The organism is Archangium violaceum Cb vi76, assembly GCF_000733295.1.
GTDB lineage: Bacteria > Myxococcota > Myxococcia > Myxococcales > Myxococcaceae > Archangium > Archangium violaceum.
Map to the genome: position 1 here is coordinate 1 of NZ_JPMI01000220.1, position 21,507 is coordinate 21,507.

The 21,507-nt window shown below is 70.4% G+C and carries 16 protein-coding genes; 7 read left to right on the top strand and 9 right to left on the bottom strand.

Annotation, left to right across the window (positions count from 1 at the left end; translation table 11 throughout):
• Positions 1-54: 54 nt before the first annotated feature.
• From Q664_RS28840 to Q664_RS28855, 4 genes are all read right to left on the bottom strand, one after another.
• Positions 55-1,953 carry a sensor histidine kinase gene (locus tag Q664_RS28840; RefSeq protein WP_052518804.1) on the bottom strand — a complete coding sequence of 633 codons (1,899 nt, stop codon included), beginning with the start codon at positions 1,951-1,953 and terminating at the stop codon, positions 55-57.
• A gap of 438 nt (positions 1,954-2,391) precedes the next feature.
• Positions 2,392-2,865, bottom strand: coding sequence for an acyl-CoA thioesterase (locus Q664_RS28845; protein WP_052518829.1), 474 nt, complete (start codon positions 2,863-2,865; stop codon positions 2,392-2,394).
• 64 nt (positions 2,866-2,929) lie between these two features.
• Positions 2,930-3,700: a deoxynucleoside kinase gene (locus tag Q664_RS28850; protein WP_043402967.1), complete on the bottom strand. Its 771-nt coding sequence runs from the start codon at positions 3,698-3,700 to the stop codon at positions 2,930-2,932.
• A gap of 13 nt (positions 3,701-3,713) precedes the next feature.
• Positions 3,714-4,535 (bottom strand): glycerophosphodiester phosphodiesterase family protein, encoded by an 822-nt coding sequence (locus Q664_RS28855; RefSeq protein ID WP_043402968.1) that lies wholly within the window; start codon positions 4,533-4,535, stop codon positions 3,714-3,716.
• 132 nt (positions 4,536-4,667) lie between these two features.
• Between Q664_RS28855 and Q664_RS28860 the strand changes: the two genes are divergently transcribed.
• From Q664_RS28860 to Q664_RS28870, 3 genes are all read left to right on the top strand, one after another.
• Positions 4,668-5,738, top strand: coding sequence for a hypothetical protein (locus tag Q664_RS28860; RefSeq protein ID WP_043402971.1), 1,071 nt, complete (start codon positions 4,668-4,670; stop codon positions 5,736-5,738).
• 195 nt (positions 5,739-5,933) lie between these two features.
• On the top strand, positions 5,934-8,141 hold the full coding sequence (locus tag Q664_RS60185; RefSeq protein WP_052518805.1) for a serine/threonine-protein kinase: 2,208 nt from the start codon (positions 5,934-5,936) through the stop codon (positions 8,139-8,141).
• Between the two features lie 156 nt (positions 8,142-8,297).
• A complete protein-coding gene (locus Q664_RS28870; RefSeq protein WP_235216921.1) occupies positions 8,298-9,101 on the top strand; it encodes a hypothetical protein in 804 nt (267 codons plus the stop codon).
• A 30-nt stretch (positions 9,102-9,131) separates the two neighbouring features.
• On the opposite strand, the gene Q664_RS28875 is transcribed toward Q664_RS28870, so the two are convergent.
• Positions 9,132-10,382, bottom strand: a complete 1,251-nt coding sequence (locus tag Q664_RS28875; protein WP_043402973.1) for a hypothetical protein — start codon at positions 10,380-10,382, stop codon at positions 9,132-9,134.
• Positions 10,383-10,481: 99 nt separating this feature from the next.
• Positions 10,482-12,044, bottom strand: coding sequence for a hypothetical protein (locus tag Q664_RS28880; protein WP_043402975.1), 1,563 nt, complete (start codon positions 12,042-12,044; stop codon positions 10,482-10,484).
• 186 nt (positions 12,045-12,230) lie between these two features.
• Here Q664_RS28880 and Q664_RS28885 point away from each other — a divergent pair, with 186 nt between their 5' ends.
• Positions 12,231-12,596 carry a hypothetical protein gene (locus Q664_RS28885; protein ID WP_043402978.1) on the top strand — a complete coding sequence of 122 codons (366 nt, stop codon included), beginning with the start codon at positions 12,231-12,233 and terminating at the stop codon, positions 12,594-12,596.
• On the opposite strand, the gene Q664_RS28890 is transcribed toward Q664_RS28885, so the two are convergent.
• From Q664_RS28890 to nadA, 3 genes are all read right to left on the bottom strand, one after another.
• A complete protein-coding gene (locus tag Q664_RS28890) occupies positions 12,589-13,368 on the bottom strand; it encodes a class I SAM-dependent methyltransferase (protein WP_235216922.1) in 780 nt (259 codons plus the stop codon). The genes Q664_RS28885 and Q664_RS28890 overlap by 8 nt on opposite strands.
• 17 nt (positions 13,369-13,385) lie before the next feature.
• The gene (locus Q664_RS28895) at positions 13,386-13,967 is read right to left on the bottom strand and encodes a zinc ribbon domain-containing protein (protein ID WP_043402981.1); all 582 of its coding nucleotides are present in this window, start codon (positions 13,965-13,967) and stop codon (positions 13,386-13,388) included.
• 100 nt (positions 13,968-14,067) lie between these two features.
• The gene (gene nadA, locus Q664_RS28900) at positions 14,068-15,000 is read right to left on the bottom strand and encodes a quinolinate synthase NadA (protein WP_043402983.1); all 933 of its coding nucleotides are present in this window, start codon (positions 14,998-15,000) and stop codon (positions 14,068-14,070) included.
• A 374-nt stretch (positions 15,001-15,374) separates the two neighbouring features.
• On the opposite strand from nadA, the gene Q664_RS28905 reads away from it, so the two are divergent.
• Genes Q664_RS28905 through Q664_RS28915 form a run of 3 tightly spaced genes read left to right on the top strand, consistent with a single transcriptional unit; the run spans position 15,375 to position 21,507 of the window.
• A complete protein-coding gene (locus tag Q664_RS28905; RefSeq protein ID WP_052518806.1) occupies positions 15,375-17,795 on the top strand; it encodes a PilZ domain-containing protein in 2,421 nt (806 codons plus the stop codon).
• Positions 17,792-18,583 carry a class I SAM-dependent methyltransferase gene (locus tag Q664_RS28910; protein WP_235216923.1) on the top strand — a complete coding sequence of 264 codons (792 nt, stop codon included), beginning with the start codon at positions 17,792-17,794 and terminating at the stop codon, positions 18,581-18,583. Before Q664_RS28905 ends, Q664_RS28910 begins: the two co-directional genes overlap by 4 nt.
• Positions 18,580-21,507: an ATP-binding protein gene (locus Q664_RS28915; protein ID WP_152622398.1), complete on the top strand. Its 2,928-nt coding sequence runs from the start codon at positions 18,580-18,582 to the stop codon at positions 21,505-21,507. Before Q664_RS28910 ends, Q664_RS28915 begins: the two co-directional genes overlap by 4 nt.

Genomic DNA, 21,507 nt, shown 5'->3' on the forward strand with positions numbered 1-21,507 from the left:
TGGGAGAGGGTCGGGGTGAGGGAAGCCGCTCCACCGAGCGCCCCTCACCTTTTTTCATGGCCGCGGAACGGCCTGGAGGGGCAGTTCCACGGTGAAGGTGGCGCCCTGGGCGGGCGTGCTCTCGGCCGTCACCGTGCCGCCCATCGCGGAGATGATCTGCCGCGTCACGTACAGGCCCAGGCCGAGCCCGCCGTAGTGCCGCTCCGACACGCCGCGCTCGAAGCGGTTGAAGATGCGCCCCATGGCCTCGGGGTGGATGCCGATGCCCTCGTCCCGGACCACGAGCCGGGCCCGGTCCTCGCGCTGTTCGACGTGGAGGTGGACGGGCTTGCCGGCTCCGTACTTGAGGGCATTGGACAGCAGGTTCGTCAGCACCTGCTCCAGCCGGAGCCGGTCCCACTGGCCGGACACCGGCCCCTCCGTGTCGAGGACGAGCGCGCACCTGGCGTGTTGCGCCTCGGGTTGGAAGCGGGCCAGGACCTCGCGTGTCACCTCCGTGAGGTCCACCTCCTCGAGCAGCAGCTTCATGCGGCCGGTGGTGATGCGCGACACATCCAGGAACCCGTTCACCAGGTCCGACAGGCGCTTCACCTGCCGGCGCATCATCTCCACCTCCTTGCCCAGGCGCACCGCCAGGGGGGAGCCCGGCTCGGCCCGGATGCTCCGCTCGAGTCCCTGGAGCCGGAGGCTCAGCGGGGTCAGCGGCGTCTTCAGCTCATGGCTGGCGACGGAGAGGAACTCGTCGCGGAGGCGCACCGCATCTTGAAGCTCGACCAGGAGGCGCTCGCGCTCGGCCTGCGTGCGCTGGTCCTCGGTGGTGTCCCTCAGCTCGATGACGAGCCCCGTTGCCCCGTCCCCCTCGAGGATGGGGCTCGCGGTGAAGGCGACGGGGTAGAAGCCGCCATCCTTGTGGACGAAGACGTCGTGTCCCCGCTCCTGGCTCCGGGTCGCCAGCGCCCGGTCGATGGGGCACTCCGAGAGGGGGTAGGGCGTCCCATCCGGCCGGGTGTGGTGGATGCAGTCATGGAGCGGTCTGCCCCGCAGCTCCTCCAGGGTGAAGCCGGTGAGCTGCTCGGCCGCGGGGTTCATGAAGACGCAGTGTTGCCGGTCGTCCATCATGAAGAGACCCAGCGTGGCGTTGTGGGTGATGGTCGCGAGGCGCCGCTCGGTGCGCTCGAGGCCGCGCCGTGCCAGCACCTGCTCGGTCACCTCGAAGCCGAAGACCATCACCCCGTCCGGCCTTCCGTCCCGCCCGGGCATGGGCTGGTAGACGAAGTTGAAGTAGCCGGTGCGCGGATGAGAGGGGTCGCCCACGTGGGCGAGGGCCTCCTTGCCGTAGACGGGCTCTCCCGTCTGGTACACCCGGTCCAGCAGCTCGAAGAAGCCCTGGCCCTCCAGCTCGGGCTGGGCCTGCCTCACGCTCCTGCCCAGCAGCTCCCGGCCGCCGAGCAGCTGCGCATGGACGGGGTTGCTGAACTCGAAGACGTGCTCGGGTCCGCGGTGGATGGCGATGATGGCCGGAGCCCGCATGAAGAGGGTGTGGAGCCGTTCGCGCTGGGCCTCGGCATCGGCCTGGGCGGTCCGCGTGTGCACGTTCAGCCGGATGATGAGGGTGGAGATGGCGAGGAAGAGGGAGATCGACAGCAGGTCCTCCGGGCGCACGGAGAACGCGAACCGTGGGAGCAGGAAGAAGTAGCTGGCCGCCAGGGCGGAGAGGCCAGCGCTCAAGAGGCCAGGCCCCCACCCGCCGTTCCACGCCGAGAGAATCACCGCGCCGAAGAAGAGGAGGAACGGCGTGGCCCTGACGTAGGGGTACAGCGTGAACTGGACCAGCAGGGCCGCGGCCGTCACCAGGAGGGCGAAGCCATGGCTCATCAGCGAGGAGTTGTTCCTCCCGCCGCCCAGACGCGACTCACCCGTCGTGTCCGCCCGGTGTCGCGACTCCAGTGGCACTTCTCCTTCCATCACACCCCGCTGCGTAACAGACCGGGGAGTCAACCGCACTGGAGTCGTGGACCTGGAGCCGGTTCTGAACAGCTCCGGGGACCCACCTGACGAGAGGCCAACGCCCGAGCGCTCGTCCACATGCACCCGCCTGCTTCCGGACGCCTCCGGTGCTTCAGGGCGACGACGGGAGCGAGGTGGAGGGCGGCCCCACGGAGGGGCGGAGGGCCGGGGGCATGTCAGAGGTGGCGGGTATACCGGAGGCACCCTCGGTCGACAGGCGCATCCCCGGTCGCGGTGTTCGGCGGACCACCGGTGCTCGAGGAGTGTTGACCCCTTCGCGTCAGCGGAGCGTAACGGTCGTCCGAAGGGCCCGCGGGCCCCGTGCTTTGGGAGAGGCACGGGGTTCGCGGGAGCTGTTTCGTTCCTGTCTTGTTCCAGTGTGTTTCAGCCCCCGGCGCCGGGCCGGATGACCTTCTGCCAGGCGAGGCTCGTCTGCTTGCGCGCGAGCCGCTCCTTGCGCCGCTCCTCGGCCTCGCGGAAGGCCGCGCGCTCCGCGTCCGTCTCCAGCTCGAGTGGCGGCACCGCAATCCGCTGCCCGGTGGCCGAGACGGCCACGAAGGTGAGCAGGGCGCTCGTGGCCATGTGCTTCTCGCCGGTGAGCGGATTCTCCGCCGTCACCGTCACGCCCACCTCCATCGACGTGCGGAACGTGGCGATGACTCGCGAGTGCAGCGTCACCGTCCAGCCCACCTTGATGGGGGCGTGGAAGTGCAGGTCATCCATGGAGGCGGTGACCACCACCTGCCGGCAGTGGCGCTGGGCGGCCACGGCGCAGCAGATGTCGATCCACTCCATCACCTTGCCGCCGAACGCGCTGTTCACCGCGTTGGCGTCCGAGGGGAGGATCATCTGCGTCATCACCACTTCGGACTCGCGGGCGCTCTTGGCGGGGAGCTCGGACGGCTCGGACACGGCGGAAACCTCAGGCGAGGAAGGTGGAGACCCGGTCGAGGAACTCCTCGCGTCCCCGGCCGGTGCGGATGTCCTGGTTCGTCACGTCCAGCACCAGGCAGTCCACGCCGTACTTGTTCTGCAGCACCATGGGGAACGTGGCGTAGTACCCGTTGAGCCCGCGCAGGAAGCCCTTCTGGATGCCCTTCTCCTCCTCGCGGCCCCGCTGGCGGATGCGTCCCAGCAGCACGTCCACCGTGGGCACGTCGAAGCAGATGATCCGGTCCGGGTGCACGATGTTGCGCGTCAGCCGCTGGAAGTACTCGAAGTACAGGTCCAGCTCCGCGTTCGTCATGTGCCCCAGCCCGTGCAGGTACTTGGCGAAGATTTCCGGATCCTCGTACAGCGTGCGGTCCTGCACGCAGCTCTTCTTCACCGAGTGGATGAGCTCGTGGTGCTCGACGCGCCGGATGAGGAACTCCAGCTGCAGGGTGAAGGACCACCGCCCCATGTTGGCGTAGTAGTCCTTGAGGAAGCGGTTGTCGATGACGGGCTCGTCGAAGAGCTCGAAGCCGAAGGTCTGGCTGATGATCTTCGCGGCCGTCGTCTTGCCCGCGCCGATGTTGCCGGCCAGCGCCACGAAGCGCTTGGCGCGCGGCGCACGCACGCGGCGCACCGTGTTGCGCGCCGGGGCCTCGGGAGGGGACTCGGGCGATGAATCCTCGGGCGCGGCCTGGGGCAGGACGGTGTTGGGGGCTGTCGCGGCCTTCGGAGCGCGCTTGCGCGTGGGGGAGCGGGGCATACGGGCCATGGGCTTAACGCGGCTTTGGCTGCTCGTCCAAGACTCGGCGCAGAAGGTCCGGTCTGTCCGTCATGATACCCCCGATGCCCTCGGCCACGAGCCGGCGCATCTCCTCCGGGTCATCCACCGTCCACACGTTGCACCACTTCTCGTGCGCGTCCACCGCGCGCAGCAGGGCCTCGTCCACCAGGCGGACGTCTCCGAAGTAGAGGGGCATGTCCAGCACCGTGTAGCGCCGCTCGTCCGGTGGCTGCTCGCCCGCCCGCACCGAGAGCACGAAGGCCGTCAGCGCCTCACGCGGGTAGAAGTGGCAGGCGTCCGGCATCACCCGCGCCAGCCGCTCGCCCACCGCGTCCTGCTCGCTGCCGATACAGACATGTTCCAGCGCGCCTTCCTCGCGCAGCACCTGGAAGAAGACGTCCTCGATGCCCGGCACGTCCGGCTTCACCTCGATGTTGATGCGCAGGCCCCGGAAGGCGCGCAGCAGCTCGCGCAGGGTGGACAGCTGCACGCCCTGGCCCCGGAAGGGGAAGGTGCGGCCCCCGTCCGGGGTGAAGTGGTAGCCCGCGTCCAGCCGCCGCAGCTCGGCCAGCGTGTGCGCCGCGAGGGGGCCCTCGCCGTTGGTGCACCGCTCCAGGGTGTCGTCGTGGAACACCACCAGCTCGCCGTCGCGGGTGAGGTGGACGTCCGTCTCCAGCATCTGCGTGTGGTAGCGCTCCACCGCCATGCGGAAGGCGGGCAGGGTGTTCTCCGGCGCCAGCAGCGAGCCTCCCCGGTGGGAGATGTGCAGGGTGGGGGTGAGGCCACGGAAGTAGGGGTGTCTGGGGGGCGGCATGGGAGGGAGTCTCCGGGCGGGGCATGGTTCCTTGCCGGGGTTCATGGCCCGCCGCTATAAGGCCGGCAGAAGAGGCCGGAAGCGCGGGATTCCTGGAACTCCCGCGCGGGCCCATCCACAGGAGACGCCACCATGATTCCCCTGCGCAAGAACTTCGGCGCGGCGGCCCTGGTCGCGGCCGCGGCGGTGTTGGTTCCCGGCTGCGGAGAGGGGCCGAACCCATTCAGGTGGGGCGCGGGCGGCACGCCCGGCTGCACCGGCGTGTGCAGCGAGGACGGAGGTTTCCCGTGGGATGCGGGCTCCCCGGCCGATGGTGGCTCCCAGGCCGACGCGGGCACGGAGTCCGCTCCCGTGGTGATGACCATTTCCGAGGCCCGCGCGCTCTCCGACACCGACAGCCAGACGCGGGTCCTCCTCGAGCGCGTCGTCATCCACACGCTCGACCGCGTGGAGCGCCGCACCGAGGGGACTCAGGAGCAGGTGCGGGCCTGGTTCTGGGTGGTGGATCCCGCGCGTCCCACCCAGGGGCTCTGGGTCCACAAGGACTGGACGGACCCGCCCGTGGACTTCGTTCCCCAGGTGGGGCAGCGCGTGGACCTCATGGGCTCGATCCAGAGGGAGTCCGCTTTCGAACAGTTCCATGGCTACCGGACGGGCCTCGCCCGGGTGGAGCTCCGGCTGCTCGGCAGGTCCGTGGTGCCCGCCGACAACTTCGTGTTCCCGGGCTTCGGCGACGCGGAGGGCGGGGCCGCCCGTCCCAATCCGGAGCTCCTCGGCACGCGGGTGTTCGTGCCCGGGCCTCTCGTCGTGACCCACCCCTCGCCCCCGGCCTTCCGCTTCTCCTCCGGCTTCGAGGTCTCGGGCGGAATCCTGGTGAGTACCCGGTACCTCTCCGGAGCCGGCGCTCCGGACGGCGGCCCGGGAGGGTGCGAGGGGCTGCCCCTCCTCCTCGCGGATGGGGGCACCGGGGTTCTCTTCCCCCTGGGCCTCCGGGGGGTGTGGGATACCTACACCCATGTGCCTTGCGAGGACGAGGGCCCTGGCGGGACGTGTGTGCCGGACCCCGAGGGGGGCCGGGTGCCCGGGACGGAATCGCCGGACGGTGGGCCCGGCAACCGGTTCACCCATGTCCTCCATCCCTGGAGTTGCGGCTGGGACCTGGGGAGTGGGTGGGACGCGGGGAGTGCGGGCTCGGGCGGGTAGCCGAACGGGCGTCAGGTCTGCTATCCCACATCCGGTTCGCGCCCCACCACGGAGGTGGGGATTGCGGGTAAGCTCGGAAACAAGCTCAGCGTTTCACGTCGACGACTCCTGGGGGCTCCCATTCCCGAGAACGCGCCACAGACCGCCACCCCCTTTGGCAAGTACCTCCTCATCAAGCGGCTCGCGATGGGGGGAATGGCGGAGCTCTTCCTCGCGCAGGAGCCCCCCAGTCCCGAGCTGTTGGTAATCAAAAGGATCCTCCCGTACCTGTCGGAGGAGCCGGAGTTCGTCCAGATGTTCCTGGACGAGGCGCGCATCGCCGCGCAGCTGCATCACCCCAACATCGTCCAGCTCTTCGGGCTGGGGAAGATTGGCGAGAGCATCTTCATCGCCATGGAGTACCTGGAGGGCGTGGACCTCCGGCGCATCCTCGCGGAGGAGGCGAAGTTCACCGCCTCGGTGCCGTACGCGGTGGCCGCGCGCATCTGCGCCCAGGTGGCCTCGGGGCTCGAGTACGCCCACAACTCCAAGGGCGTGGATGGACGTCCCCTGGGGCTCATCCACCGGGACGTGAGCCCGCAGAACGTGATGGTGACGTACAACGGCGCGGTGAAGCTGGTGGACTTCGGCATCGCCAAGGCCGAGGCCCTCGCCGAGCGCAGCAAGCCGGGCGTCATCAAGGGCAAGTTCCTCTACCTCTCGCCCGAGCAGGTGATGCAGGAGCGGTTGGATCACCGCTCGGACATCTTCGCGCTGGGGGTGATGCTCTATGAAATCACCACCGGGCGCTCGCCCTACGCGCGGCCCACGACGGAGGGCATCCTCTACGCCATCCGCTTCGAGAATCCGTCCCCGCCGCACCTCATCCGCGACGACTACCCGGAGGAGCTGTCGCGCATCGTGATGAAGTGCCTGGTGAAGGACCGCAACCAGCGCTACCAGCGGGCGGCGCAGGTGCAGGCGGACCTGGAGGAGCTGCTCGAGTCGGGGCTGCTGCGGCAGAGCGACGACGTGGCGGCCTACATCGCGCGGCTGCTCGGGGAGGAGGAGGAGCGCACCATGCTCCACGTCCCCATCCCCAAGCCGGGCGGGCGCAAGGACTCCTCGGTGCAGCACGCCGCGGGCCTCGCCGCGCGCCCCACGCGCCGGCCCAGCGCGCAGAACGTGCCCTCGGCGGTGGATCCCAACGAGGCCGAGCTCGCCACGGAGATGGCCCGCCCGCGCGACATGCTCGCCGCCGTGGCCCTGGGTGACGAGGACGACGACGACGAGCCCACCGCCCTGGGCACGGTGCCCGGACGCACCTCCTCCCTTCCCGGGACGCCGCGCGCCGTCACGGGCGAGTCCACGTTGCAGGATCGGCCAGCGCGCACGCCCGCCTCCGCGGCCCGGCGTCCCACGCCCGTGCGCAAGCCCGCCGTCTCCGGCTCCGTGGCCGCGTTGGATCGCCGCCGCGCTCCGCCCGTGCCCGACGAGGACGAGGGCGCCAGCTCCGTCTCCGTCACGTCCTCCACGGTGAATGAGCGCGGGGGCGCGTACGACGACGACGACTCCCAGCCCGACTCCCTCGCCGACGAGCTCTCGCAGACGCATGATCTGCCGAGCCCCCCCGTGCGCCGCCCCGTCCGGGTCCAGGACGACGACGACGACGATGCCGAGTCCACCGCCGGGTACGATCACAGCTTCGTCACCCAGTCCGAGACCTCCCGTCCCAAGCCCGCCGGCAAGCAGCGCGGCCTGCGCCTGGTGGTGGCCGCGCTGGTGACCCTGCTCGTGGTGAGCGCGGGTGGAATCGCGTGGTTGTTCCTGACGGGGTCCAAGCCAGAGCCCGCGCCCGCGCCGCGCAGGCCCGTCACCTCCACCCGGGATGAGGTTCCTCCGGAGACCGGGGCCGCCCCCTCCACCGGGACCGGAACCGCTTCGGACACCGCTGACTCCGCCGCCACCGGGACGGGCACGGGGACGGGCGCCACTTCCGCCACTCCCGAGACGGGCACGGGCACGGGCGCCACCGCGGCCGACCTGGGTGCGACCGGGACTTCCACGGGAGCAGGTTCAACTACCTCCGGCACCGAACAGGGGAGCGAGACTCCGGAGCCCTCCGCGTTGGCGGCGGGTGGGACGCCGACCGAGGAGCCCGCCGAGACTCCGACCCCCGAGTCCCCCGCAGAGGTTCGCGTACAGTTCAAGGCACCCGCACGGACGGTGATGCGGGTGGCGGAGAGAACCGTGCGTCCCAATGGCGTCCTGCCCCTGCCTCCCGGAACCATCGAGGTCACCTATAAGTGCGCGAATCGAGGTCCTTGGAAGAGCAAGGAATTCGAGGTTCCCGGGGATTCGGACAAGCCGGTCGTCTTCAGCCTGAGCAAGCGGGATTGCAGCCCCCAGAAGACCCGACGGTAAGGGTCCTCGGGGGGGACATATGCGGTGGGCTCCCCCTCCAGCGGACAAGTGGGCGAGGGTACGCGGGAGTGGATATAAGCCGTTGGAATTCCAGGGGATTTGCTCCGCTCATCTCGTTTACACGTGTCAGACGGGTCTTTAGAATCCGGCCCGTCTATGGCGCGCGCGAAGAAGAAGAACCTGGCGAAGAAGCGAAGCTCGCCGGCGGGGCGGATCGCCCGTGAGCAGCAGTCCCTTGCACCCGAGCCCAACCGACTGCTGAAGGTATGGCGGCGAGTGCTGGAGCGGCGGCTGCGCACGCGGCTGCGGGCCCCGGTGGCGGTGGAGGTCCACGACAACACACACACGATGCTCACGTTCCAGCGACACCGGGCGCTGTGGCGGCTGAGGCTGCACCACATGTTCCTGGCGGCGCCGGACGAGGTCATCCACGCGCTGGCGGGCTACGTGCGCACCGGCGACGCGGAAGCGAGCGTGCTGCTCGACAAGTTCATCGAGCGCAACAAGGCCTACATCCGCCGCGTGTCTCCGGCGCAGATGCGCAAGCGCCTGCGCATGGAGCCGGTGGGGCAGCACCACGACTTGGGCCGCATCTTCGAGCGGCTCAACGAGCGCTACTTCCGGGGCCGCATCGACGCGGCCATCACCTTCGGGCCGGCGCCGCGCGTCACCCGGCCGCGCAAGAGCATCAAGATGGGCTCCTACTCGGCGGACTCGCGCGTCATCCGCATCCACCCGGCGTTGGATCAGCCGGTGGTGCCGCGCTACTTCGTGGAGTGGATCGTCTTCCACGAGATGCTGCACCACGTGTACCGGACGCGCCGGGGCGAGGACGGGCGGCGCTGCATCCACCCGCCCGAGTTCCTCGAGCACGAGAAGCGCTTCCACGACTACTCGCGCGCCCAGGCCTGGGAGATGGAGAACCTGGATCTGTTGCTGCGGGCGCGGGTGTCGGCGTGAGCGGGGCCTCCCCGGAGTCACAGGGGAGGCTCAGGGGAGGATGATGCCACCGGGGCTGCGCCGCTCCGTGTCGGCTGACGGGGCCCGCTGCTGCTCGGCGGCACGGGCCCTCGCCCGGACCTCGGCGGGGTCTCTCGCCTCCGGCGCGGCGCGCTGCGCCATGGTGACGAGCAGGGCCTTCTCGAAGAGGCGCTCGGCGTAGCGCGAGGGCGGTTCGGTGACGCCATGCGCGAGCCTGCGGGCCTCGGCGCGGGCGAGGCGGGCCGCTTGCTCCTTGCCGATGCGCTCGAAGTGGAGCGCCATCTCCCACAGCCGGCCCGAGTAGAGCCGTCGCATGGCCGGGGTGGCGAAGAAGGCATGGGCCTGGGTATGGGCCGCCTGGATGATCTCCTCGTTGCGCTGGGCCATGGTGAGCGCGAGTGGGCTCGCCTCGAGCTCGTCCACCGTGCGGGCCAGCCGCTCCAGCTCGGCCACGGGGGGCAGCCAGCCACGCATCTCCGGCTCCTCGTGGAGCTTGTGGCCCTCGTAGGCGAGCCGCTCGTCCTCCGGCTCCGGCGGAGGAATCTCCAGGGGCACGTCCCGCGCCTGCACGCCCAGGTGCCGCAGCACCGTGTCGAGCCCCTGGGGGAAGGGGGTGTGCGTGCGCAGGTTGAGCCCCGCGGCGGCGCCGAGGCGCTCCAGGGCCTCGGCGTGGGAGAGCTCCACGGCGGCGTCGTCCCCGGGGCGGGTCGCCTGCTTCACCACGCGCCGGTAGTCGCCGCGGCTGAGCTCCGTCACCTGGAGGCGCAGCACGCCCTGCTCGTCCGAGGAGAGGAACTGGGTGGCCTCCACACCCCCACCGCGCAGGGGACGGGCGATCTCCAGCACGCGCTCCCCGGTGCCGTCGATGCTGGTGAGGAGCGCGGGCAGCGGCTCCGGGCCCGCCGCCACCCCGGGGTGTGAGGCGTCGGAGGTGGAGGGGCGGGGCGCTTCAGCGACGTCGATGCCACGGGAGCGCAGCCGGTAGAGCGCCTTGCGGGCCGCCTTGGCGAGCCCCTTGTTTCCAGAGGCCGCGAGCGCCTCGGCGAGTGCGGGCTGACCGGCGAGCACGGAGCCCTCGAGCAGGGCGAGCGCGAGGGGCTCGGGGAGGGCCTCGACGTCGGCGGGCGGGGCGGAGGCGGGCTCGGCCGCGAACGAGCGGGCGCGCTCCACCGCGTCGGAGGGGAGGCCGGGCACCGGCGTGCCGGCGCGCAGAGCGTCCAGCAGCGGACGCGGATCGGCCAGAGGGCTCTTGGTGGGCATGCACGGACAGGTAAGGCACCGTCCGCGGCGCGGTGAGGTGGGCGGGGGCCGGGCGTGCCGGGTGACGACCACTGGCCCACACTTGCCTGGCCCGAGCGTTCAGCGGCGGCGCACCAGCCAGCTGTTGCCCGACTCGGCGGCCACGGCGAGCTCCTGACGGAGCCGCTCGCCGAAGATGCGCGAGGGGTGGACGCCGCGCACGAGGAAGTGGTCGTACGCGGGGCCCTGGGTGGCGTAGTCGAAGTCCTGGGGCCGCCACTCGGAGGGGAAGGTGGGAGGAGGCGTGCCGCGGTAGCGCAGGGGGGAGTGGGGGGTGAGGGCGAAGCTGAAGTTGGTGCTGCCGCCGCGCGCGCGGGCCAGCTCGGCGGCGCCGTGGAGGAAGACGGGGTGGCGCACCACGCGCGAGCCGCTGTCGAAGATGAGCCCCATCACACGGGGCCTGGGCGCGGTGGCCTCCGCGAGCACATCCCACTCGGCGGCCTCGCGGGAGAAGGCGCGGAAGCCCTGGCCCAGCACGAGCGCCAGCACCAGGGCGCAGGCGGCGCTGGCCCAGAGCAGCGGGCGGCGGAGCGCGGGTTGCGTCACGGGGAGGCTCGCCACGGCGAGCACGGCGGCGAGCTGCGCGTAACGGGTGTTCAGGTAGTAGATGTAGCCACGGATGTCGAAGGGGAGCAGGAAGTAGAAGCCGAGCGCGATCAGCACGAGCCCTGGCAGGCGCCAGCGGGCCACGGGGCCCTCGCCGCTGGAGTCACCGCGCACCACGCCGAGCACGAGGGCGCACGCGGCCACGACGCCCACGGCGTACAGCGGCAGGCGATCCGAACCATCCCGGAGCAGGTTGGCGAGCACCTCGAGGAGCTCGGCGCGGTTCTGCGTGAAGCTCTTCCAGGCGAGGTTCCGCGGCGACAGCATGGGGCCCCAGGCCTTCCAGGGCGCTCCCGTCTGCACCTCGGAGGGCTGGCCCAGGCGCAGCACCACCCACGACAGGAAGAGCACGACACCGGGCGTCACGCCGAGGAGCGCGGGAAGCCGGGGCCGCAGCCGGGCCTGGAAACCGCGGGCGCCGGCGTCCTCGGGGACGGGCGTGGTGAGGAGCAACCAGGGCAGGGCGAGCCCGAGGAAGGCGAAGGCCTGCACGTGGAAGAGGAGGACGGCGACGAGGCTCGCGGCGAGCCCGGAGGCCCAGAGGGGGCGCTGGCCCGCGCGGGTGAGGGCGTGGACGAAGAAGCCGCAGCAGAGCAGGGCGAGTGGCAGCGCGGCGAGGTAGTTGATGAAGCCCCAGCCGAAGTTGTCGCCATAGGCGAGCGGCAGGGCGAGCAGCGAGGGCCACGGGGGGCGCCCGAGTCCGCGCAGCAGGAAGGCGAGCGACAGGGGCAGGCCCACCACGTAGGCGGAGAGGAAGAGGCGGTTGGCCAGGTCGAGCGGGAGCAGCCAGTTGAGGAGGCTGACGGCGTAGTAGTAGCCGAGGTAGGGCGTGAGCTCGTGCCGCGCGGCGAAGAGCTGGGGGTAGAGGGTGGTGGGGTCGTCCAGCCGGTGGAGGACGGAGATGAGGTGGAGGTGCTGCGGCAGGTCCACCATGGGCAGATGCGAGGACACCCACAGGGGCAGGGCGCCCAGCACGAGGGCGGCGGTGTAGACGAGGCGATCGGTTCGCGCGGACACGGGTGGGCCGGACTGTACGTGGCGCCTCCGCGTGTCGCGAGCACTCCGCGCGGCCCGAGGAGCCTGCTCGCGGGGCGGCCCTGCTGGAGACGGGTGTGGGGCGCGTTCCCCCGGGTTTGGACAGGGGGAAACCGGTGGGATATAGCCTGGAGGGATTCGGGTCTGTCACCCGGGAGGACCGTGAAGATGAAGCACATCGGGATGACGCTGGCGGCGGTGGTGGTGGGCGGCGTGCTGCTCACGGCGGGACAGGCGGAGGCGTGCGAGGGTCACCGCGCCAGGGCCGTGCCCGTGCCCGCGCCGGTGGAGCCCGGCGAGCAGGAGACGGCGGCCGCGGTGAAGCAGGACGCGGCGAAGAAGGACAAGGCGGACGAGCTGCACGCCGCGAAGTGCCGGTGCTCGAGCGCGGCGGACTGCACGTGCAAGAAGGGCTCGTGCGAGTGCCCCAAGTGCAAGAAGCCCCGTCAGGATGTGGTGCCGGCGCTGGAGGCCGGGGGCACGCGGGAAGTCCGCGAGGTGCGCCTGGACGCCTCGGCGGGCGTCTTCATCTGACGGGCTTCTCGGCCTTCACCACGAGCAGGGGAGGCAGCCGCAGCCGCGCGAAGCCCGCGAGTCCCACGGCGGACAGGGCGTCGCGGAGCTCGTCCTCCTCGCGAGGGTGGAGGCCGGCGCGGCGCTGGACGAAGGTGGAGGCCCTGCCCGGGGGCAACCAGGTGCTGGCCACGAAGCGGCCGCCCGGACGCAGCACCCGCGCCACCTCCAGCAGCAACCGGCCCACGTCGGAGATGAAGTGCAGCGAGTGGGACAGCAGCACCGCTCCCAGCGAGTCATCCTGGAAGGGCAGGTAGGGCGCCTCGGCGCGGAGGAAGTCCACGTGGATGCCGGCCTCGCGGCCCTGGGCCACGGCCTCCTCGAGCATCGCCCGGGACAGATCCATTCCCACCACGGCGGGCAGGTCCGGCTCGCGCGCCAGGCGCCGGGCGAAGAGTCCGGTTCCCGTGCCCAGGTCCAACACGGGCGCCTCCGGATGGCCCAGCAGCGAGCGGTACAGCAGGTACTCGCTGTCCCTATCCAGGGGCGGCGCCGCGAGGGCGCGCTGCAGGGCGGGGCGCACGTAGCGCTCGTAGGAGCGGGCGATGAGCCGCTGCTCCATGCCGCGCTGGGCCAGCGCCGAGGAAGCCGGTTGGTGTGCCAGGTCCGCCACGCCCTCGGTCACCGGGAAGCTCGCCTGGCACTCGGGACAGTGCAGGGGCCCGAAGACGAGCTGGGGAGTGTCCTGGTCCGGCGTCAGCTTGCCGCGCCGGCATCGGGGGCAGCGCAGCAACTGGAAGAGGGTGCGATTCAGCCGCTGATCTCCTCGGTGGAGACGAGGATGGGCCAGCCGCGGGCCATGGCCTCGCGGAAGAAACCGGCCAGCTCGTGCCGGGCGCTGTTCACCGCGCCGAGGAACGGGTCGATGAGGGACTCCTCGCCCAGGCTGCGCCCGGGGTTGAGCTCCACCGGGTGGCCGCAGCGCTCGCAGCGGATGGAGACGGAGCGGGCCAGCGCCACGGGCACGGCGTAGCGCGCGTTGCACTCGGTGCACTTCCACACGAGTGCCCGCTCGCCCGCGTCGCGCCGGGCCAGCGACTCCAGCTCATCCGCCAGCCGCAGCAGCGCGGGCAGATCCTGCGGCGGCTGGGCGAACACGGCGGACGGACCGAAGCCCGACCCGGGGCTGCCCAGGCTGGGAGGCTTGTCCCCCTTGAGCAGGGCGCGCAGGCGGTCCTTCGCCTTCACGTCCCGGAACTCGGCGCTCGCGAAGGCTCGCTCCACCGCCTCGTGCAGTGGCGGAAGCTCCGGCTCGAGCCGCTCGTCCGAGGGCAGGGACTGGGGATGCGCCACCAAGCGGTGGCCAGGGATGGCGACGAATCGGAAACCCACGGGCCTCAGATCGCACCGCGCCGCGTCCGGTGCAAGGCACGAATACGGGGCGATGCCGAAATTGCCACGCCCGCGACAGACGGCGCGGCGCGTCAAACCCTCACTGTGACCATTCGAGCATCCGCTGCAGCGGTGCCAGTGCCGCGGCCTGCAGGTCCGCCGGCAGCGTCAACTCCGGCGTCTTGTCCTTCATGCACCGGTAGAGCTTCTCCATCGTGTTCAGCCGCATATAGGGGCATTCGTTGCAGGAGCAACCATTGTCCGGGGGCGCGGGGATGAAGGTCTTCTCCGGGGCGCCGCGCTTCATCTGGTGGAGGATGCCGGCCTCGGTCACCACGATGAACTCGCGCTTGGGGCTCTTGAGGACGTGGTCCAGCAGGCCCTTGGTCGAGCCGATGTAGTCGGCGTGCCGCAGCACGGCCTCCTCGCACTCGGGGTGCGCCACCACCTCGGCTTCGGGGTGCTGGACCTTGAGCTGCACCAGCCGCTTCTCGCTGAAGATCTCGTGGACGATGCAGCTGCCCGGCCACAGGACCATGTCCCGGCCGGTCTGCTTCATCACGTAGCGGCCCAGGTGCTGGTCCGGGGCGAAGAGGATGCGCCTATCCTTGGGCACCTGGTTGACGATCTTCACCGCGTTGGAGGACGTACAGATGACGTCGCTCATGGCCTTCACGGCGGCGGAGCTGTTGACGTAGCTCACCACGAAGTGGTCCGGGTGCTTCTCCTTGAAGGCCCGGAAGGCCGCCGGGGGGCAGCGGTCGGACAACGAGCAGCCGGCCTTCAGGTCCGGCAGCAGCACCAGCTTTCCGGGATTGAGGATCTTCGCCGTCTCGGCCATGAAGTGGACGCCGCAGAAGACGATGACGTCCGCCTTCGTCTTCGCCGCCGCCTGGGCCAGCGCCAGGCTGTCCCCGACGAAATCCGCCACATCCTGGATCTCGCTCTCCTGGTAGTAGTGCGCGAGGATGACGGCGTTGAGGTTCCGCTTCAGTTCCTGGATTTCCCGCTCGTAGTCCACTTCGGCGCCCATCGCGTCTCCCTTCCGGTTCATTTAACCGGGGGTCCGGATGGGGGCAAAGGACGAATACCCCGGGAGCGCCTCATGGCGGCTCCGGTGACGTCCGGCCAGGCGAGCGACCTCCTGGTTCACAGGACGGCACCGCCCGGAGCGATCCCCCATGGACACTTGACGCCAACCATCCCAGGAACCGCTAAGATATTCCCGGGACCGCATTGGCTGCGGATGAAGCCCGATCACCTGGTGTCCTGGATGCTGGACGTTGGAAGAGGCTTTCTCGTGGCACGAGCGGTAGGGGGAGGGGCGGCACGGGCACGTGGTCCGCACCCGGAAGAGCGTTCGACTTGCGCCGGGTACGGTTGAGCCTGCCTGCTGAGGAGGGGTCCATGAGTGTCCCGATTCGAGACGTCCTGGTGGTACATCCGAATGCAGGCAGGCGGGCCGCGCTGGCCTCGGCTCTTCCCTCGTACCGGGTGGTGGCGGTGGAGTCGAAGGTGGAGGCGGCCTTCAAGATGGCGGATGCGGCGCCGGCCCTCATCATCGCCCCTCCGGACGATGCCCGGCATTTCCTGCGCCAGGTGGCCAACGCGGCCCCTGACGCGCTGCGCGTCTTCATCTGTTCCAAGTCCGATCCCGCCGGCCTGGCGGAGCTGATGCAGAGCGCCGCCGAGGGCCACGTCTTCAGCGTGCTCGATGACGCGCTGTCCGGCCCGGAGCTGGGCCGCACCATCTCGCACCTGTTGCAGCACCAGGGCTCCGCCTTCGCCGCGGTGCCGTCCGCCCTGTATCCGGTGGCCTTCGAGTGCAACGAGCAGAGCTACTCGGCCCGGTGCGTGGAGATCGGCAACTTCGGGGCCACGCTGCTGCTGCCGGAGGACGTGCCCGCCGCCGGCTTCCCCCCGGGCACCACGCTCGAGTCGGTGCGCATCGAGCGCGAGGGGCGGTTGCTCTTCAAGACCACCTGGGCGCACGTGCAGCGGGCGCAGCCCGCGACGGACGAGCTCGGCACCCACCTGCGCCTGGGCATCTCCTGGGCCACGGCCATGCACCCCCCTCCGCCGGTGCCCGGCGTGACCATGGAGGAGCAGTCCGAGGTGGTGGCCACGTTGCGCAAGGGGTTGCGGCGCGAGGCCGTGCTCTGGATGCAGCGCGCCAACGACTCCTCCGTGCAACTGCGCCTGGAGGAGCCCGTCGTGGAGCTGCTGGACGGGGTGGCCGTGCTGCGCTGCCGCTCCGCCGGCATGCTGGAGTGCTCCAGCGGCGACGAGGTGGACCTCTTCTTCGAGATGGGCGGGCAGAGCTACTCGGGGGTGGCCCAGCTCCTCGCCCAGGACGCCGACGGCAGGCTGACGGTGCGGGTGCCGCGCGCGCTCGTCATCCGCAACTGGCGCAGCCTGCCGCGCTTCAAGCCGGAGCCCGACAACCGCTTCCTCGTCTCCTTCCTGGCCCCCATCACCGGCCAGCCCACCACCCGGGCCCCGTTGGATTTGAGCGTTGGCGGGCTCTCCTTCCCCTTCGACGCCTCCAGCGAGATCATCCCCGCGGGCTCGCGGCTCGACGCCACGCTGCTGCTGCCGGACGGCTCCTCCACCCAGTGCCAGCTCGAGGTGCGCTCCATTCACGCGCTCCCCTCGGATGGCCGGCAGGATGGGGGCTTGCGGCCCTTCCGCGCCGGGGCCCGCTTCTCGGGGCTCGCCCAGAACGCCCGGGACGCCATCCTCCGGGCCTTCATGCACTCGCGCTGCGCGGCCATCGCCGATGGCAGCGATGTTTCCTTCCAGGAGATCTGGCGCCTGATGGAGGAGGCCCGCTACCGCTTCCATCCGGACTACCCCTTCGGCGATGAAGCGGCGTTGGCGCTGCTCCAGGACACCCACCGGAAGGTGTACTCCAAGGGAGACCTGGGCCGCTGCCTCGTCTATTCCAACCCGCAGGGCCTGCAGGGGCAGATCGCCGCCCTGCGCGTCCACTCCCGCACGTGGATGGTCCAGCAGCTCGCCGTGCGGCCCGGGGTGCGCCGCAACGAGCAGATCTCCTACGAGCTGAGCAACCTCGTCGTCGAGCTGGGCGAGGTGCAGCACGACGTCGAGTTCATCCGCTACTGCTGGCGCAAGGACAACCGGTGGCCGAGCCGCCGCATGGGCTGGTTGGCGCGCGCCATGGAGACGCCGGGCCTGAGCATGTTGCAGCACTTCTGCTACATGCGCCTGCCGCTGGGTTCCGAGCCCCGTGTCGCGCCCGAGGGGTTGCCGCGCGTGCGCGAGGGCGTGCGCACCGACTACGTGTGGATCGAGCTGCACCTGCGCGACCGCGGGGAGCTGGTCCGCGTCTTGTGCGAGGATCTGCTCACGGACGAGGTGGATCTGCGCGTGGTGAGCGAGCGCTTCCGGGCGCAGGGGCTCCACCGCAGCCGCCGCGTCTTCGTCGTCGACGGGGAGTATGGGCCGCTGGCCATCGCCCTCTCCGAGGAGGGCACCCCGGGGTTGTGCCTCATCGAGAAGACCAACTCCTTCTCCCTCCTCGTTCCCAACCGCAACCATCCCCAGGCACGCGCCGCCGTCCAGGCGCTCATCCAGCGCTGCATCGAGCAGTCCCAGGAGCGGGGCCGTCCCTCCGCCATCGCCCTGGTGGACGAGGAGGACACCGAGCTCCTCCAGCAGGCGGGGTTCGAGCACCTGGGCCGCTTTTCCGAATGGATCTTCCACCGCTCGATGATCCGCCGTGGCTGTGAGCTGTGGCGCTCCGTCTTCGAGCGGCTGGGGGGAGCTGTTAATCTCGAATGGACAACCGAGGAGACCGGGGAGTGAGATACCTGATGGAGTCTACGGACGAGACGCGCCGGCTTCTCGTCCAGGAAAGAACGGGCAACGCCCGCGACGCGTTGCTGCTATCGGGACTCAAGCCCGGAGACCGGGTGCTCGATGCCGGGTGTGGTCCGGGTGGCATCTCGGAGATGATCGCCGAGCTGGTGGGGCCCACCGGCCATGTCACCGGGGTGGACCTCAGCGAGGAGCGGCTGGCGGAGGCGCGGCAGATCAACCGCCGCCGCTCGAACATGCGCTTCCAGCATGGGGACGTGCGCCGCACGGGCCTGCCGGACGCCTCGTTCGACTTCACCTGGTGCCAGTTCGTCGTGCAGTACCTGCCGGACCGGCACCTGGCGCTCCAGGAGTTCATGCGCGTCACGCGTCCGGGCGGCCGGGTGGTCATCTCCGAGTTCGATGCGTTCGGCCTGCAGAACTGGCCCTTCCCCGAGGAGCTGCGCGAGTGGTGCCACCGCTTCGTCGACGCGGTGCTGCGCGTCACGGGCTTCGACATCAACGTCGGCCGGAAGATCTTCACCGAGATGCGGCAGATGGGGCTGGGCAATGTGCGTGTGCACCTGCTGCCCTACTACATCATCGCGGGCACGGCGAACCCGGAGATGATCCTGGACTGGCAGACGCGCTTCTCCACGCTGGAGCCCGTGGTGGCGCCCGTGCTCGGTGGCCTGGAGGCCTACCGGGCCATGTGCCAGAAGTACCTGGAGTTACTGGCGGATCCGGACGCTTTGAAGTACTCGCCTCTGTTGGTGACAGAAGGAACGAGACCTTGAACCCATCGGTAGCCGAGAGTGGGCTGGAGCCCCGTCCGGACAATGCTCCGGAGGTGAGCGTCCGGGTCACGTCCACGCTGCTGCTCCACTTCGAGCGGCAGTATGGCGCCACCCGGCTCGCGGAGGTCTTCCGGGACAATCCCTTCAGTCTCTCTCTCGCCTACCTGCGGACCCCCACCAACTTCATCTCCCTGGGCTTCCTGGAGCGTCTGGCGGACGTGCTGGTGAAGGAGTCGGGGGATCCGCAGTTCATGCGCAAGGCGGGCATCTCCATGGCCGCCAGCCCCGAGGCGCTCGGATTCGTGTACTACATGATCCGCGCCTTCGGCTCGTTGGAGATCTGCTTCCGCAAGACGGTGGAGCACAGCTCCAGCTACAACCGGGTGGGCCGGTTCGAGATCGAGAAGCTCGAGCGCGAGCGGCTGGTGCTCTCCTACCGCAGTGCCGTGCCCGAGACGCGCCGGCACATCTGCGAGCTGCGCATGGGCCAGTTCGCCTCGTTTCCCACCATCTGGGGGCAGCCGCCCGCGGACGTGAGCGAGAGCCAGTGCCAGGTGCAGGGGGCGGACTGCTGCCGCTACCACCTGCGGTGGATGGATCCGCTGCCCATGTGGGGCCGCTACTCGGGGCTGGCGCTGGGCGCGCTGAGCGGGGTGGGGGCCAGCATGCTGGGCCTGGGCCATCCCGCCTTCACCGTGACGTCCATGTCGCTGGCCGGCGTGTCGCTGGGCAGCTGGGTGGACCTGCGCCGGGAGATGCGCCGCAAGGACGATGCCCTCAACGAGCAGGCCCAGGGAATGATGGGCTCGCTCGAGGAGCTCCAGCAGCGCTACGACGAGATGTTCCGCATCAACGTCGCACTGGAGGACCGGGTGGCCGCGCGCACGCGCGAGCTGACCGAGACGAACGTGCGGCTGGAGGCGGCGCTCGCCAAGCAGCGGGAGCTGGACCGGCTCAAGAGCGAGTTCTTCGACAACGTCAGCCACGAGCTGCGCACGCCCCTCACGCTCATCCTCCTCACGCTGGACTCGCTGCTGCAGCGGGGCCCGGAGGAGTTCGCCCCGCCGGTGCGCCAGCACCTGCAGACGATGAACCGCAGCGCCGCGCGCCTGCTGCGCCTCATCAACAACCTGCTGGACTTGACGAAGCTGGAGGCGGGCAAGACGAAGCTGCGCTACGAGCCGTTGGACCTCCAGGGCTTCCTCTCCTCGCTGCTGGTGCCCTTCGAGGTGCTGGCGGACAGGAAGGGCGTGGTGCTCGAGCTGGAAGGGAACGTGACCACCGCGGTGCACGTGGACGTGGCGCACCTGGAGAACGTCTTCCAGAACCTCATCTCCAACGCCCTCAAGTTCACCACGCAGGGCACGGTGACGGTGCGCCTGCGCGAGGACGAGCAGTGGGTGCACGTGGAGGTGATCGACACGGGCGTGGGCATCGCCACGCAGGATCTCTCGGTCATCTTCGACCGTTTCGCCCAGGCGGACTCGAGCGGCACGCGGCGCTTTGGCGGCACGGGCATCGGTCTGGCGCTGGTGAAGGAGACGCTGGAGCTGCACAAGGGCGGCATCGAGGTGTCCAGCGAGCTGGGCAAGGGCTCCAACTTCCACGTGCGGCTGCCCAAGGGCTCCGCGCACGTGAGCGAGGATCTGCGCGCGGGCAACGGGGAGCCGACGTTCCGGCCCACGCGCCGCTCGGCGGACATGGCGGCCCTGGTGGAGCCGGAGGGTCCTGGCGCCATCGACACGCCGGCGGTGGAGGCGTTGCCGCTGCCCTCGCCGGACGCCGTGGCGGGCCCGGATGCGCCGCGCGTGCTCATCGTGGAGGACGAGCCGGAGATCCGCGCCTTCCTGCGCCAGGTGCTCAAGCCCTACTACCGGCTGCTGGAGGCCACCAACGGCGAGGAGGGCCTGAAGGCGGCGCAGAAGGAGCGGCCGGATCTGATCGTCTCGGACGTGATGATGCCGGTGATGTCGGGCATCCAGATGCTCGCGGCGCTGCGCGGCTCGCCGGAGACGGTGGACATGCCCATCATCATGCTCACCGCGCGCCAGGAGGTGGACGCCAAGGTGGAGGGCCTGTCCATGGGCGCCAACGACTACCTGGGCAAGCCCTTCTCGCCGAGGGAGATGCTGGCGCGCATCGAGGCGCAGCTGCGTCTGCGGGACGCGGCGGTGCGCGCGGCGGAGAACGAGCGGCTGGCGGCCACGGGCCTGCTCACCTCGGGCTTCGCCCACGAGGTGCGCAACCCCCTCAACGGCCTGATGAACGCGCTGCTGCCGCTGCGCGAGAGCCTCACCAGCGGAAGCCCCGACACCGCCATGGCCGTGGCGATGTTGGACCTCATCGAGGAGTGCGGGCAGCGCATCCGCGGCCTGGCCGAGGGCCTGCTGTCCTTCGTGCGCACCGGCAGCAAGGCGGTGGCGGTGGACCTGGGCGCGTCGCTGGACGCCAGCGTGCAGGCGCTCTCGTGGCGGCTGCCGCCCGGCATGAAGGTGGAGCGCGACTACCAGTTGCCCGAGCCGGTGTGGGGTGATCCGGGCTCGCTCAACCAGGTGTGGGTGAACCTGTTGGATAACGCGGTGCGTGCCATCGGGCCGGACGGGGTCGTGAAGGTGGCCACGGCGCGCGATGGTGAGGACGCGGTGGTGTCCATCATCGACAACGGCGTGGGCATCAAGCCCGAGCACATGGAGCGGCTCTTCCAGCCCTTCTTCTCCACCCGGGACGCGGGCGAGGGGACGGGCCTCGGGCTGGCGCTCTGCCAGCGCATCGTCCTGCGTCAGGGCGGGCGCATCCGCGTCTTCAGCGAGCTGGGCAAGGGGACGCGCGTGGAGGTGCGGCTGCCGCTGGAGGCCAATCCGGATCGGATCCTCCCGCCGCTGATGGCCGAGGGGAAGGCCGTGCAGCCGCACTGGCGCACGTAG

What these genes read in the sequence shown, in the direction of transcription:
- Q664_RS28845 (WP_052518829.1), bottom strand. Translation starts at nt 2,865, where the DNA reads ATGACGCAGATGATCCTCCCCTCGGACGCCAACGCGGTGAACAGCGCG.
- Q664_RS28850 (WP_043402967.1), bottom strand. Translation starts at nt 3,700, where the DNA reads ATGCCCCGCTCCCCCACGCGCAAGCGCGCTCCGAAGGCCGCGACAGCC.
- Q664_RS28855 (WP_043402968.1), bottom strand. Translation starts at nt 4,535, where the DNA reads ATGCCGCCCCCCAGACACCCCTACTTCCGTGGCCTCACCCCCACCCTG.
- Q664_RS28860 (WP_043402971.1), top strand. Translation starts at nt 4,668, where the DNA reads ATGATTCCCCTGCGCAAGAACTTCGGCGCGGCGGCCCTGGTCGCGGCC.
- Q664_RS60185 (WP_052518805.1), top strand. Translation starts at nt 5,934, where the DNA reads ATGGCGGAGCTCTTCCTCGCGCAGGAGCCCCCCAGTCCCGAGCTGTTG.
- Q664_RS28870 (WP_235216921.1), top strand. Translation starts at nt 8,298, where the DNA reads ATGGCGCGCGCGAAGAAGAAGAACCTGGCGAAGAAGCGAAGCTCGCCG.
- Q664_RS28875 (WP_043402973.1), bottom strand. Translation starts at nt 10,382, where the DNA reads ATGCCCACCAAGAGCCCTCTGGCCGATCCGCGTCCGCTGCTGGACGCT.
- Q664_RS28885 (WP_043402978.1), top strand. Translation starts at nt 12,231, where the DNA reads ATGAAGCACATCGGGATGACGCTGGCGGCGGTGGTGGTGGGCGGCGTG.
- nadA (WP_043402983.1), bottom strand. Translation starts at nt 15,000, where the DNA reads ATGGGCGCCGAAGTGGACTACGAGCGGGAAATCCAGGAACTGAAGCGG.
- Q664_RS28905 (WP_052518806.1), top strand. Translation starts at nt 15,375, where the DNA reads ATGAGTGTCCCGATTCGAGACGTCCTGGTGGTACATCCGAATGCAGGC.